The organism is Corynebacterium sp. HMSC072A02, from assembly GCF_001810085.1.
In the GTDB taxonomy this organism is placed as follows: Bacteria; Actinomycetota; Actinomycetes; order Mycobacteriales; family Mycobacteriaceae; genus Corynebacterium; species Corynebacterium hesseae.
In genome coordinates, this window is the sequence record NZ_KV799806.1 from 48,931 (window position 1) to 61,383 (window position 12,453).

A 12,453-nucleotide genomic window follows, 5' to 3' on the forward strand; every position below is an offset into this window, starting at 1 on the left:
GCTACTCCCCCAAAGCGCGAGCGACGAGCTGCGCGGCCTCATCAAGGGAAGACTGGGTCTTCGGCTCAGGCGCATCAGAAAAGACCTGGCAGGCGTGGTCCGGGACAACCTCGGCCGAGCGCGTCAGGCCGCGTTCAGCGAGGTACTCGTCAAAGAACATATCGATACTCATACCGTGTGCCGATTCTACCCACTAGGATCAATGCGTCATGGCCACTCGTACCCCGTTCCTCATCGCCGCGCTGCTCAATGCCGCGGTAGCAGCACTGGTGGCTGTGGGCCTTTTCCTTCCCGCCCCAGCCGAACCTGCGCCCGATCGGCCCAGCGTCACTACTTCAACGGCGCCCACGCAGGAAGGCCCAGCAGAAGAACGCACCGAAGAAAAACATGCCGACGAGGCCGCGCCCGCACCGGACATCGCCGAAGCGCTCACTGCCTTAGATTCCTTGGAGGTCAAAGGCCGCGCGCCCAAGACCGGCTATGAGCGCGAAGAGTTTGGCCAGGCGTGGTCCGATGACGTCACGGTGGAGTTCGGCCACAACGGCTGCGATACCCGCAATGACATCCTCCGCAGGGATCTCGCTCCGGACAGCCTCGTACTCAAGGAAGGAACTCACGACTGCGTCGCGCTCGCCGGTACTTTGCACGATCCCTATTCGGGCCAGGACATTGAGTTTCAGCGCGGGGCACAGACCTCACGTGCGGTGCAGATCGATCACGTTGTGGCGCTGGCCGACGCCTGGCAGAAAGGCGCCCAGCAATGGTCGCCGGAGAAGCGCCGCAACTTTGCCAATGACCCACGCAACCTCCTCGCTGTTGACGGCCCCCTCAACCAGCAGAAAGGCGCTGGTGATGCCGCCACATGGCTGCCGCCTAACAAAGGCTTTCGCTGTGAATATGCGCGCCGCATCGTCGAGGTAAAAGCGACCTATGAAATCTGGGTCACGAAGGCAGAAAAGGATGCACTAAGTCGGCTGCTGCAAGCCTGCTGAGTATTTCTACATCCTTAATGCGTTTTAAGCGTTGCGGGTGCGTTCCGGCTACCCCCGAAATTATGCACATAATATTAATTCGCGCCTAACGCTGGAGTCCAGTTTTCCAGGATCGGAATTCCGGGACGCACTGCACGGGCAAAGGGCCTGACCCGTTCCCGGCATCTTCACCGGCGCCATCATCGATGGTGAAGAATATCGGCTACGTCGAGTAGGTAACACGCCAGACACCGCACCACATGATGCGCGTTGTCTAGCCGCTCCTCCGCCGTCTGAGGCAGCAAAAGAGGGCCTTCCCGAACTGTGTGGGAAGGCCCTCTTTTACGGGGTGCGCTTAGTTATTGCCCTTATTGAGCTGGTTGCGCAACTGGTCAAAGTAATCGCGCGCGCTCTGCGGCTGGTTATTGCCCTGCGGCGGGGCCGGGAAGCCCGGAATCTGGCCAAAGCTCTGGTCCTGCTGTGCGTTCTGCATCCGTTCCTGAGCCTGTTGCTGTGCGCGCTGCGCCTGCTCCATCATCTCAGCATCGCGGCGGGCACGCTCATCCCGCTCACGGCGCTCCTGTTCCTCGCGACGGCGACGCTCCGCGGCGGCATCCTCGCGGCTGTGCTTTGCTTCACCGGCTGGCACCTTCGGCTTCGGGGCTTCGTTAATAGCGTTCGTGGACAGCAAAGTATCGCGCATACCGCCGAAGAGATCCTGCATGCCGCCCGGGTTAGACGGCATGTACAGCACATTGGTGTGGGCGCGGTCGGCCACGTCCACCATGGCATCGAGGTACTGGGAGACCAGCATGAGGGTCTCGGGGTTCTCCTGCACGCCGGCTGCACGCAGCAGCTCATACTGCTGGGCAATACCTTCGACAATCTCTTTACGCTGGTCAGCCACACCGCGGCCCTGCAGCTTCTTGGCCTCGGCTGCACCTTCGGCTTCCTTAACCACGCGAATCTTCTCAGCCTCTGCCTGCGCCACGGCAGCCTCGCGCTCACGCTGCGCCGCGTTAATGGAGTTCATGGACTCGCGCACGCGGGCATCCGGGCGAATATCGGTGACCAGGGTGTTAACGAAGTTCCAGCCATAAGCGGCCATGTTATCGCGCAGGGACATCGCTACGTTGCGGGCGATGGTGTCCTTGGAAGAGAAGGAATCATCGAGGTTCATGTTCGCCACGGAGGAACGAACGTTGTCTTGCACGTAGGCCACGATCTGCTGCTCGTGGTTAGACAGGGTGTAGAAGGCCTGACGCTCTGCTCCCTGCACTACCTCGTACTGCACGGCGACTGGGATCTGAACGAAGACGTTGTCCTTGGTCTTGGTTTCCACCATGACATCGAGCTGACGGATCTGCAGGCTGATCTTGGCGCGCACGCGGTCAACGTAGGGCACCTTGAAGTGCAAGCCCGCGTGAGCAACGTTCACGAACTTACCCATCCGCTCAATGATGGCGGCCTCCTTCGTCCGGACGATGTAGAAACCGTCGAAGGCGGTGGCAATAATAATTAGAAGAATCACGCCGATGACGATGAGTCCGCCCATAGGCTTATCCTTTCTGCTTCGGTTGGATTTTCCTAACCAGTTTGCCACACGGTGACCACCACCACATCTTGGGGGAGATTGCTCCCCGAACGCACTCGACGCACGTTAACGCTCGTCAGCCGCCCGGAAGAGCTCGCCCAAAATCCCCGCGCCGTCTTCGCTAATACCGTTGTGCTGGAAGCGGTTGGTCACCACCGGGCGCAAATCGCGGTAGGTCTCCCCCGTGGCCAGGGAATTTTCGAAGGGCACGAAGATATCGTCAAGGTAGATGGCGGCGGAGGCGATAACGGGGGCGTCGGCAAGCGCGGCAGCATCGTACGGCGAACTTGCCCACTCGTGGACGGCGAGCTCCTCGGCGGCCTGCTTGAAGGGGCGCAGCGCCGGGTCCTCGTCGAACTGCCAAGGGAAAATGTGCTCGCCGGTCAGATAGGTGCCTTCCTCGGCGAACTCGGGGAATTCCTCGCGCACACGGTGCGCCGCCCAGCCTGTGACGGCCTGGCCGCCCACGCCACCGTAAATGGACTCATGGATGGCCGCGTAGAGAGGCCCAGCCTGGAAGCTCACGCGGCTACCGACGTTGTTGAGGAAGTCCGAACGCAAGCGCTTCTCGCCGTTCACGGTGCGGAAAGGCTCCTCCAGCAGGTAGCCCAGAGAATCGAATCCGGTACCGCGGCCCAGTTCGATGCCGATAGTGCGGAAGCGGCGCGAGGACAGGCGCTCCCCTGTCGGCAGCAGCTCTTCCGAGTTGTCCAGGTGGTGGATGAGCTCCTCGATGCGTGCTTGAGCCCACGGGAACTGGGCATAAAAGCGCTCGTGGCGGACCTTGAGCTTGGCAAAGGTCGTGCGGTAGAGAGCATCCGCGCCCTTGGTCAGGGTGGGCAGGCCGCCGGTGAGAAAGGCACGGCCGATGGAATCGGGGAACATCGAAACATAGGCGGTAATGATGAAGCCGCCGAAGGATTGGCCGTAGAGATCCCAGGAGTCCTCGCCGAGGTGCTCGCGCAGGCGCTCGGCATCGCGCACGATATTCTCCTGCCGCAGCTGTGCCAAGCGCTGCGCCGTGCGATCCTCAGCCGGGCTGAGCTCATCGATGCGGTGGCTGCGCCCGGTGCCGCGCTGGTCCATGAGGATCCAGCGGTAGCGCTCCAGGCCCTTGCCGATGAGCCCGGTGGCACCCGTCGGCCGCGGCGCCGGGAAACCCGGCCCGCCCTGGTTATAGAGCAGCGCCGGGTACTTCTCACCGCCCGGCGGGATGATTTCCCGGGCGTAGAGCTCGAACTCCCCCGCGGCTGGATTGTCATAGTCCCAGGGGACGGTGATGATGTGTTCTTTGATGGTGTGGCCGAAGCGTTTCATGCTTCTAGTAGACCACGAAACCTTCCTTGCGGAACACCTCGCGAATCTTCTCCACGTCTTCCGGCTTCGGCGGCTTTGTATCCTCCAGGGTGTACGGGTAGCCCAGCTCGTGCCACTTGTCCGCGCCCATGTTGTGGAAGGGCAGCACCTCGACGCGCTCAACGTTGCTCTTCCAGCGGGAGACAATTTTGGCCACGTTGGCGACATTCTCGGGGCTGTCGGTAAGCCCCGGCACCACCACGAAGCGGATCCAGACCGGCTTGCCTATGGCGTTGAGGCGATCCCCAAAGTCGATCGTCGGCTGCAGCTCGCGGCGGGTGACCTTTTTATAGGTCTCCTCGTCACCAGACTTGACGTCGAGCAGCACCAGGTCGATGTTGTCTAGATCCTCATCGCGCAGGCGCGCGCCGAGGTAACCCGAGGTGTCGATCGTGGTGTGGATGCCTGCATCGTGGACTTCCTTGAGCACACGCCGTGCGAAGGCGATCTGGAAGAGCGGCTCACCGCCCGAGATGGTCAGGCCGCCCCCGGAAGCCTTGAAGATGGGCTTATAGCGTTTAATGCGCTTGACCACATCCTCGATGCGCTCCAACGTTCCGACCTTCATCTCCATGGTGTCGGGGTTATGGCAATACTGGCAGCGCAACGGGCAACCCGACATGAACATGGTCATGCGGGTTCCGGGTCCATCCACGGCCGTCACCAGCTCCCAGGAGTGCACGAGCGCGACATCGCCAGAGCGGCGGGCCTGCATCAACTCCGGGCGGGTGTAGCCCTCGAGGTCATTATCCGTTCCTAAACCGGCGGCGGCGCCGCGCACCTTCTCCCCTTCTTCAGGGGTGAGGTGCACGACGCCGGTAATGCCATCTGCCATTTAGGAGCCCTGGTGGAAGGTACGGGAGATGACGTCGAGCTGCTGCTCGCGGGTGAGCTTCACGAAGTTCACCGCGTAGCCGGAAACGCGGACCGTGAGGTTCGGGTACTTCTCCGGGTGCTCAACGGCGTCCTCCAGGGTGGACTTGTCCAGGACGTTGATGTTGGCGTGGTAGAGGCCCGAGTTCATGTTGTTGGCGGTGCGGCTGGCCTTCATGGAAGCGAGGCGCTCGTCGAAAGTTTTGGTTGCCATGTTGTGTTCTCCTTAGGAAGTGGTGTGGATGTGGTCTATTCGGAATCCATGATGAAGCCGGCGTCGAGGACGCCCACCAGGTTGGTGATGCGCTCCTCCGGGGTGCGGCCCAATCCGGACGGGGTGATGGTGTTGGTCAGCGAGATGCCGTCGAGTGCATCCTTGTAGTCCAGCTTGCCTACCGACAGCATGGAGGCAACCATGCCGTGGCTATCCGCGCCGTTCTCCGGGTTGGCACCCGGCGCGAACGGGGTGCCCGCCTCGTGGCCGGACGGGAAGGCACCGGTGGCCTTGCCGTAGACCACGTTGGAGGTAATGGTCAGCACCGACTGGGTGGGGATGGCGTTGCGGTACATCGGGATGGCCTTAATCTTCTCCATCACGGTGTGAACGATGGTGGCGGCGATGTCATCGGCGCGGTCGTCATCGTTTCCGTAGAAGGGGAAGTCACCTTCCGTCTTGTAGTCCACGATCAGCCCGGAATCATCGCGCACCGGGTAGACCTTGGCGTACTTGATGGCGGAAAGCGAGTCAGCCACGATGGACAGGCCCGCGATACCGCAGCCCATGGAGCGCACGATATCGGAATCATGCAGCGCCATCTCGATGGCCTCGTAGGCGTACTTGTCGTGGCAATAGTGGATGATGTTGAGGGCCTCAACGTAGGTGCCCACAACCCAGTCCAGCATCTCCTCGTACTTCTGCCAGACCTCGTCGAAGTCGAGCGGTCCATCGCCCTTAATGGGCTCGTAACCGTCGACGACCTGCTTGCCACTGACCTCGTCGCGGCCGCCGTTGATGGCGTAGAGCAGGGCCTTCGCAGCGTTGACGCGGGCGCCGAAGAACTGCATTTGCTTGCCGACGGCCATCGGGGACACGCAGCACGCAATTGCGGCGTCGTCGCCCCACTGCTCACGAATCTGCTTATCGGACTCGTACTGGATCGAGGAGGTCTCAATCGAGATGTGGGCGCAGAATTCCTTGTAGCCCGCCGGCAGCTGCGGATCCCAGAAGATGGTGATGTTCGGCTCCGGGGAGGGACCCAGGTTGATCAGTGTCTGCAGCAGACGGAAGGAAGTCTTGGTCACCATGTGGCGGCCATCGTCGCCAAAGCCGGCATCGGACCAGGTTGCCCAGTACGGGTCACCGGAGAAGATCTGGTCATAGTCCTCGGTGCGCAGGAAGCGCACGATGCGCAGCTTGAGCACCAGCTGGTCGATGATTTCTTGGGCGTCTTCCTCGGTGATGATGCCAGCGGCAAGGTCGCGCTCGAAGTAGCAGTCGAAGAATGCGGAGAGGCGGCCGATGGACATGGCGGCGCCGTCCTGGGACTTGATGGAGGCCAGGTAGCCAAAGTAGGTCCACTGCACTGCCTCGTGGGCGGTCTTCGCGGGCTTCGAGATATCGAAGCCATAGGACTCAGCCATGACCTTGAGCTTCTTCAGAGCCTTGATCTGCTCGGCGTGCTCCTCGCGGTAGCGTGCCCAGTGCTCGGAGAATCCGATATCACCGACTGCGTGCTTGGATGCCTCCTTCTCAGCGATGAGGTAATCCACGCCGTAGAGGGCCACGCGGCGGTAGTCACCAATGATGCGGCCGCGGCCATAGGCATCCGGCAGGCCGGTGATGATGTGAGAGGAACGCGCTGCGCGGATGCGCGGGGTGTAGATATCGAAGACCGCGTCATTGTGGGTCTTGCGGTAGCGGGTGAAGATCTTCTCTACGTCTGGGTCAACTTCCTTGCCGGCCTCAAAGATAGCCTGCTTGACCATGCGCCAGCCGCCGTTGGGCATCATGGCGCGCTTCAGCGGAGAATCCGTCTGCAGGCCCACGATGACGTTGTCGTCCTCACAGATGTAGCCGGCCGGGAAAGCATCGATATCGCTCGGGGTGTGGGTGTCCACGTCGAAGATGCGCTTCTGGCGCTCGATGGACAGGTAGTTCTCCTCCAGGTGATTCCACACATTCTTGGTCTTCTCGGTGGGTCCAGCAAGGAAGGAGGAATCCCCGTCATAAGGGGTGTAGTTGCGCTGGATAAAATCACGAACGTCAATGTTCTCAGTCCACGGGCCGGGCTCGAAGCCCTTCCATGCCTCGAACTGCACGGACTGTTCAGTTGCGGTGGTCACTATATTGACTCCCTTCGTAGTTCACACGACGCGTAATGCTTAGTCGCAGAAGGGCTTTAGGTGACTTCAATTCACGGGCAATTCGGTCAACCCGTCCGTCACCGAACCCCTCTCTGTAGCCCATAGTAGGGGTAAAGACGCACAAGCTCATATCGGCAAATGCGGGCCGCGCACCACCAAGGGTGCCAGTGTGAGCACTGCACAGGTCAGCTCCGTCATAGGTAACGGCCGTACGGTTGGATGCGGGGGTAAAGTACCCCCTGACGTGGCCTTTCCCACACTTTTTGGGGCGAGCTCTTGGTGCGTGTCCTTGCCGCGCTCTATTGTTATGCGCAGTATCCTCGTCTCGCTTTTTAGCAAGGAGCCTCCCCGCGTGTCCGACATCGCAACCGCCCCTCAGCCCACACACCCGGTCGACGCCGTCCCACCAGCCCCGAAGTTGGCAGCGCTCGGACTCCAGCACGTCCTCGCATTTTATGCTGGCGCGGTCATCGTCCCGCTGCTTATCGCGGGCTCGCTGGGGCTGGATGAGGCCACAACGATCCACCTCATCAACGCCGACCTGTTGACCTGTGGTCTGGCGACGTTGATCCAGGCGGTGGGCGTCGGCAAGCACATCGGCGTTCGCCTGCCCATCATCCAGGGTGTGACCACCACGGCGGTCAGCCCCATCATTGCTATCGGACTCAGCGCGGGTGACCAGCCGCTGCCTACGATTTATGGCGCAATTATTGCCGCCGGTATTTTTACGTTTTTCGCCGCGCCGGTCTTTGGACGAGTGCTCAAATACTTCCCGCCGATTGTCACCGGCACCGTGCTCTTGGTCATGGGTACATCGCTGCTGGCGGTATCTGCAAATGACTTTGTCAATTACGCCGACGGGGTTCCGGCCGCGCGCGATCTGCTGTATGGCTTCGGCACGCTGGCCATCATCATCGTGGTTCAGCGCTTCTTCCGTGGCTTTCTGGGGACGCTGTCGGTGCTGCTTGGTTTGATCATCGGCACCGCTTTGGCGCTCGTGTTGGGTGATACGTCCTTCGACGGTGTGCGTGAGGCCGACGCCATCGGCATGACCACGCCTTTCTATTTCGGCATGCCGCGCTTCGACATCATGGCGATTCTCTCCCTCATCATCGTCATGATCATCACCATGGTGGAGACCACCGGCGATGTTTTCGCCACCGGTGAGATTGTAAAGAAGCGCATCAAGCGCGATGACGTTGTGCGCGCCATCCGCGCCGATGGCCTCTCCACCACCCTGGGCGGCGTGATGAACTCCTTCCCGTATACCTGCTTCGCGCAAAACGTCGGCTTGGTTCGCCTGACCGGTGTGAAATCGCGCTGGGTGGCAGCATCGGCAGCCGGTTTCATGATCATCCTGGGACTACTGCCCAAGGCCGCCGCCGTGGTGGCGGCTATCCCCTCCCCGGTGCTCGGCGGTGCCTCGTTGGCGCTCTTCGCCAACGTTGCCTGGGCCGGCCTGCAGACCATTGCGAAAGAAGACATCACCGACGGCCGCAACGCCGCCATCGTTACCACCGCGCTGGGCTTGGCCATGCTGGTCACCTTCAAACCGGACGTAGCCACCGCCTTCCCGGAGTGGGCGCAGATCTTTGTCTCCTCCGGAATGTCCATCGGCGCAATTACGGCGATTCTCCTCAACTTACTGTTCTTCCACGTCGGTGCGCAGTCGGGTGATGATGTCAGCCGCCTCGACGGCGCCGGCGTCTCCCTTAAGGAGCTCAACGAGATGGAGCGCGACAGCTTCGTCAGCGCCCTGCGCCCGCTCTTTAACAACGAGACCTGGCCGCTTGAGGCCGCCTGGGAGCTGCGTCCCTTCCAGGACGTCAGCCAACTGCGGGAAGCAATCCAGGTTGCGGTGCTCACCGCCCCGAGTGAGAAGCACCGCGCACTGATCCACGACTACCCGGCGATGGATGAGCTGCTGCTTGTCGACGCTGACTCGGCCGCCACCATCTCCGCCGACCGCGGTTCCCTGGCCTTGGATGACCTCGATGATGTACAGACGCAGCAGCTTATCGACGTTTCAACAGCCTACCGCGAGCGCTTCGACATGCCCTTTGTGGCATACCTAGACACTAACGACTCGGCCGACCGCGTCATCGATGCGGGCGTGCGCCGCTTGTCCAACTCGGATGAGCTGGAACAGCGCGTGGTCTTGAGCGAAATCATCGAGATTGCCAACGACCGCTTCGACATCCTCCTCGCGGACGCCAACCCAGTTCGGGCTTATTGGGACCGCAAGTTCACGGAGGTCGAGTGACCAGAAGTCACTCGACGTAGAAAAGGTTCATTCCACGTACAAGGCCACTCGACGTAAAAGAAGGTTCATTCCGCCTTCAAGGTCACTTGGCGGGCGAAGGTTTGTGGAACTCCATGGTGACCTGGGCTTCGGAGTCCACTCCGCGAATGATCCCTTCATAAAAGCTGCGGGCTTGGTCTTGTAAGAGCTCGCGGTTGTCGTTGATGTCCTTGCGCTTCTTATCGGCGCTGAGGACGTCCGACACCGTGGATGCGGCGTCGAGTGGCTGCGTGGTCCAGCTGAGAACTCCGTTGTTCTCCACGGCGGTCTTAAACTCCTCGTCGGTGTGCCCGATGAAGATAAAGTCCGGAATGTGAACCGTGTAGGAATGCTCGCCGGTTTCGGTGACGCTCACGTCCTTGCCCTCAATACCAAGCTTGGCTTTGTAGGAATACTGCACAAACTGGGTGCGGTCGGTCCACGGAACCCTCACGCCAAATACCTGCCCGGCGGAGGACTTCTCCGTGAGCCCTTGGATACCGAGGCTAAGCAAGACGACTTGCTCCTCGCGCTCGACTGCGTTGATTACCTGCGAATTGGTTGACTCTACCGGCGCGGTGTACACCTCTTGTGGTTGGCGCACGGCATACACCCCTAAGCCGGCACAGGCGAGTGAAAGAAGCACCACCAACGCGATGAGCGTGGTGCTGAGTTTGCGAGGAGACATGAGGCTTAGCCCTTCGTACGTAGTAGAGATAGCTACGCTCCAGATTAGTCTCCGCAGATTTAGTACACGTCACCTGCAGTCACCGAGACGAGAGCCTGCTGCTCAGCGAAAGCAGCAAAAGCCATTAACAGGGTGTCGATATGCGTGCGCAGGTGACGATCCATGACCACCGAGCCCGACTTCCGAAGGCGCTCTTCGGCGACCCCGTTGACGTCGCCAAGCACCAGCACAACCTGGCCGGGAAGAATACCAGCGAATTCTGTGGCGTCGACAATCACGCCGTCGCACGCACGCGCTTCCGCTTCGCTACCGATCCACCGGACAGAGACTCCTTGCGGCGCATAAGCGGCGATGTCATCAGCGAGCCGTTTGCTCATCATAAGCCCAAAGGTTATGGTCTTGCGCATTTCAATCATCTTCCTTAATCGTGCATGACGTGGCTTTTTACCTTGACAAGCTACAGATTAAAGATTGAAGCGTTCACCGACCATGGTCATTTCATGCCGATACAATCAAGCCCATGGACAAGGAAGAACGCCAGCGCAGAATCATTTGGGCCGTTGACTCAGGAAGCAAAACGGTCAGCCAATTACAAGAACTCACCGGAGCTTCCGCTATTACCATCCGCCGCGACCTCACGGCGCTGGAAGAAGTAGGGGCCCTCGAACGATTTCACGGAGGAGCACGCCCCGCGGTTCGAAGGGGCGCCCGCTATCCCCTGGAGGTACGCAGAAAAGAGGATCCCGCCGGCAAACGGGCGATTGCTGCGGAGGCTGCCCGCCTCGTTGAACCAGGCTCCTGCGTACTCGTTGACTCAGGGACAACACCAACTGCCGTTGCCCGCAATCTCGCCGGCATGGACATCACAGCACTAGCGATGTCCCTGTACGCGGGCGCAGCATTAGCCAAGACGCCGGGCAGTGACGTCATCATTCCCGGCGGAACCGTCAACAGCGACGATCTTGCGGTGTACGGGGCGGAAGCGGTTGAAACAGTCCTGTCCATGCGCTTCGACCTCGCGATTGTCGGAATCTGCGCGTGCACTCCGTCGGTAGGCCTTATGTCCCCGAACCTCACCGAGGCGACCATTAAGCGGGCCTATTTCCAAGCCGCCCGACGAGTCATCGTTGTCACCACACCAGAGAAATTCACGCGCATGTCAGCCCACCGCGTGGCCACATTTGATCAAGTAGACACGGTCATCACAACGACTGACCTATCCCAGGATCTAGCCCAGGATGTGGTCGATGCCGGCGCCAACCTCACGATGGTGCCGGTGGAAGGCGCCTAAAGCTGGAACTTTTCGACGATTTCAGTGCGACGCTTGTGCTCCATCCAGAAGGACAGGAACGGGACAACACCGGCAAGCGCCGTGGTGAACAACTTGCTCACCGGCCACATGACGCGCGGCCCAAGAACCAGGATGGAGACGAGGTAGACCATATAGGCCACGCCGTGGGCTTGGGCAATGAGCGTGGCCCACGACGGCATTTCCATGCCTACGCCGTACTGCAGGATCATGCGCACAACCAAAATAAGAAGGAAGATACCGGTAACCGTGGCGGCGATGGAAAAGAACTTCAGCGGACCACGAATGCGGGCCTGGCGGTCTGGGTGGACGGCGTTGCTCATTGATTCTCCTCTTCGGTGCCGCGACGGCGGCGCTGTTTGTTCATGGCGTTGAAGGTTTCCACATCAACCTGCGGCCGAGGTGGCAGGAAATCCTCGTCGATCTTGGTCACGGCTTGTTCCTTGGTTGACCTCACGCTCTTTGCTTCATACTGAGCTGGTTCTTCTCCCCGCTCGAGGGCTTCGTTCTCTGCATCGATACGCTCATTCTCGTAGCGCATAGCGGTGCGGTATGCGTAGACCACGAACACCGCGAAGAGCGGCCACTGGAAGGCGTATCCCAGATTTTGGAAGGTTCCCGAACCGGAGCGGAACCGAGTCCACTGCCAATAGGCAAGGAACAAAAAGAGCACGACAAAGAACACGATGAGGACGATGTGCCACCATCGAACCTTCATCCGCTTTTTCGGTGCTGGGTTGGTGCTCACCCACAACAGCCTACCCACCACGCCGTGAAAAGTGGATTTCCTTCCGCGGCCTGCTGCCCTGTAGGCTAGTGGACGTTGCGCAGAGAAGGTAGTACTCCGCAGCAACAAAACCAGCGCCCGTGGCGGAATTGGCAGACGCGCTAGATTTAGGTTCTAGTGTCTTATGACGTGTGAGTTCAAGTCTCACCGGGCGCACAATTTCAAACCCCGCTCGGCAAATTTCGAGCGGGGCTTTTGGCTTAAGGGACATTTCGTGTGGATTTGCGGCG

13 protein-coding genes and 1 tRNA gene are annotated in these 12,453 nt (G+C 60.3%); 4 read left to right on the forward strand and 10 right to left on the reverse strand.

From position 1 onward, the window contains the following. Position 1: 1 nt before the first annotated feature. Positions 2 to 172, reverse strand: a complete 171-nt coding sequence (locus HMPREF2698_RS13350) for a hypothetical protein (protein ID WP_168164013.1) — start codon at positions 170 to 172, stop codon at positions 2 to 4. Between the two features lie 37 nt (positions 173 to 209). On the opposite strand from HMPREF2698_RS13350, the gene HMPREF2698_RS00555 reads away from it, so the two are divergent. Next, positions 210 to 992, forward strand: a complete 783-nt coding sequence (locus HMPREF2698_RS00555) for an HNH endonuclease family protein (protein ID WP_070561420.1) — start codon at positions 210 to 212, stop codon at positions 990 to 992. 334 nt (positions 993 to 1,326) lie between these two features. Here the strand turns inward: HMPREF2698_RS00555 and HMPREF2698_RS00560 are convergent, their stop codons facing one another. From HMPREF2698_RS00560 to pflB, 5 genes are all read right to left on the reverse strand, one after another. Then, a complete protein-coding gene (locus HMPREF2698_RS00560; protein WP_070561422.1) occupies positions 1,327 to 2,526 on the reverse strand; it encodes an SPFH domain-containing protein in 1,200 nt (399 codons plus the stop codon). 105 nt (positions 2,527 to 2,631) lie between these two features. Next, positions 2,632 to 3,882, reverse strand: coding sequence for an alpha/beta fold hydrolase (locus HMPREF2698_RS00565; protein WP_070561424.1), 1,251 nt, complete (start codon positions 3,880 to 3,882; stop codon positions 2,632 to 2,634). A gap of 4 nt (positions 3,883 to 3,886) precedes the next feature. Next, positions 3,887 to 4,756: a pyruvate formate-lyase-activating protein gene (pflA, locus tag HMPREF2698_RS00570; protein WP_070561426.1), complete on the reverse strand. Its 870-nt coding sequence runs from the start codon at positions 4,754 to 4,756 to the stop codon at positions 3,887 to 3,889. Next, complete coding sequence (gene grcA2, locus HMPREF2698_RS00575; protein WP_070525314.1) at positions 4,757 to 5,008, reverse strand: autonomous glycyl radical cofactor GrcA2; 252 nt, start codon at positions 5,006 to 5,008, stop codon at positions 4,757 to 4,759. 35 nt (positions 5,009 to 5,043) lie between these two features. Then, on the reverse strand, positions 5,044 to 7,137 hold the full coding sequence (gene pflB, locus HMPREF2698_RS00580) for a formate C-acetyltransferase (protein ID WP_070530034.1): 2,094 nt from the start codon (positions 7,135 to 7,137) through the stop codon (positions 5,044 to 5,046). A gap of 373 nt (positions 7,138 to 7,510) precedes the next feature. Between pflB and HMPREF2698_RS00585 the strand changes: the two genes are divergently transcribed. Further along, positions 7,511 to 9,421 carry a solute carrier family 23 protein gene (locus tag HMPREF2698_RS00585; protein WP_070561427.1) on the forward strand — a complete coding sequence of 637 codons (1,911 nt, stop codon included), beginning with the start codon at positions 7,511 to 7,513 and terminating at the stop codon, positions 9,419 to 9,421. 82 nt (positions 9,422 to 9,503) lie between these two features. Here HMPREF2698_RS00585 and HMPREF2698_RS00590 read toward each other — a convergent pair whose 3' ends face one another. Further along, on the reverse strand, positions 9,504 to 10,127 hold the full coding sequence (locus HMPREF2698_RS00590; RefSeq protein WP_070530038.1) for a hypothetical protein: 624 nt from the start codon (positions 10,125 to 10,127) through the stop codon (positions 9,504 to 9,506). Between the two features lie 59 nt (positions 10,128 to 10,186). Then, the gene (locus tag HMPREF2698_RS00595; protein ID WP_232755607.1) at positions 10,187 to 10,534 is read right to left on the reverse strand and encodes a hypothetical protein; all 348 of its coding nucleotides are present in this window, start codon (positions 10,532 to 10,534) and stop codon (positions 10,187 to 10,189) included. Positions 10,535 to 10,647: 113 nt separating this feature from the next. On the opposite strand from HMPREF2698_RS00595, the gene HMPREF2698_RS00600 reads away from it, so the two are divergent. Beyond that, entirely contained in the window at positions 10,648 to 11,418 is a 771-nt protein-coding gene (locus HMPREF2698_RS00600) for a DeoR/GlpR family DNA-binding transcription regulator (protein ID WP_070561429.1), read from the forward strand. Here the strand turns inward: HMPREF2698_RS00600 and HMPREF2698_RS00605 are convergent. Further along, positions 11,415 to 11,759, reverse strand: coding sequence for a DUF3817 domain-containing protein (locus HMPREF2698_RS00605; RefSeq protein WP_070522386.1), 345 nt, complete (start codon positions 11,757 to 11,759; stop codon positions 11,415 to 11,417). The genes HMPREF2698_RS00600 and HMPREF2698_RS00605 overlap by 4 nt on opposite strands. Further along, positions 11,756 to 12,154 (reverse strand): SURF1 family protein, encoded by a 399-nt coding sequence (locus HMPREF2698_RS00610; RefSeq protein ID WP_070522389.1) that lies wholly within the window; start codon positions 12,152 to 12,154, stop codon positions 11,756 to 11,758. The genes HMPREF2698_RS00605 and HMPREF2698_RS00610 overlap by 4 nt, the downstream gene beginning before the upstream one ends. Positions 12,155 to 12,297: 143 nt before the next feature. On the opposite strand from HMPREF2698_RS00610, the gene HMPREF2698_RS00615 reads away from it, so the two are divergent. Further along, positions 12,298 to 12,379: transfer RNA gene (locus tag HMPREF2698_RS00615), tRNA-Leu, on the forward strand. Positions 12,380 to 12,453 lie beyond the last annotated feature (74 nt).

Bases quoted from the DNA above. Each gene is read 5' to 3' on its own strand.
- grcA2 (WP_070525314.1), bottom strand. From the start codon at position 5,008: ATGGCAACCAAAACTTTCGACGAGCGCCTCGCTTCCATGAAGGCCAGC.
- HMPREF2698_RS00610 (WP_070522389.1), bottom strand. From the start codon at position 12,154: ATGAAGGTTCGATGGTGGCACATCGTCCTCATCGTGTTCTTTGTCGTG.
- HMPREF2698_RS00555 (WP_070561420.1), top strand. From the start codon at position 210: ATGGCCACTCGTACCCCGTTCCTCATCGCCGCGCTGCTCAATGCCGCG.
- HMPREF2698_RS00590 (WP_070530038.1), bottom strand. From the start codon at position 10,127: ATGTCTCCTCGCAAACTCAGCACCACGCTCATCGCGTTGGTGGTGCTT.
- HMPREF2698_RS13350 (WP_168164013.1), bottom strand. From the start codon at position 172: ATGAGTATCGATATGTTCTTTGACGAGTACCTCGCTGAACGCGGCCTG.
- HMPREF2698_RS00600 (WP_070561429.1), top strand. From the start codon at position 10,648: ATGGACAAGGAAGAACGCCAGCGCAGAATCATTTGGGCCGTTGACTCA.
- HMPREF2698_RS00565 (WP_070561424.1), bottom strand. From the start codon at position 3,882: ATGAAACGCTTCGGCCACACCATCAAAGAACACATCATCACCGTCCCC.
- HMPREF2698_RS00595 (WP_232755607.1), bottom strand. From the start codon at position 10,534: ATGCGCAAGACCATAACCTTTGGGCTTATGATGAGCAAACGGCTCGCT.
- HMPREF2698_RS00560 (WP_070561422.1), bottom strand. From the start codon at position 2,526: ATGGGCGGACTCATCGTCATCGGCGTGATTCTTCTAATTATTATTGCC.
- HMPREF2698_RS00605 (WP_070522386.1), bottom strand. From the start codon at position 11,759: ATGAGCAACGCCGTCCACCCAGACCGCCAGGCCCGCATTCGTGGTCCG.
- pflA (WP_070561426.1), bottom strand. From the start codon at position 4,756: ATGGCAGATGGCATTACCGGCGTCGTGCACCTCACCCCTGAAGAAGGG.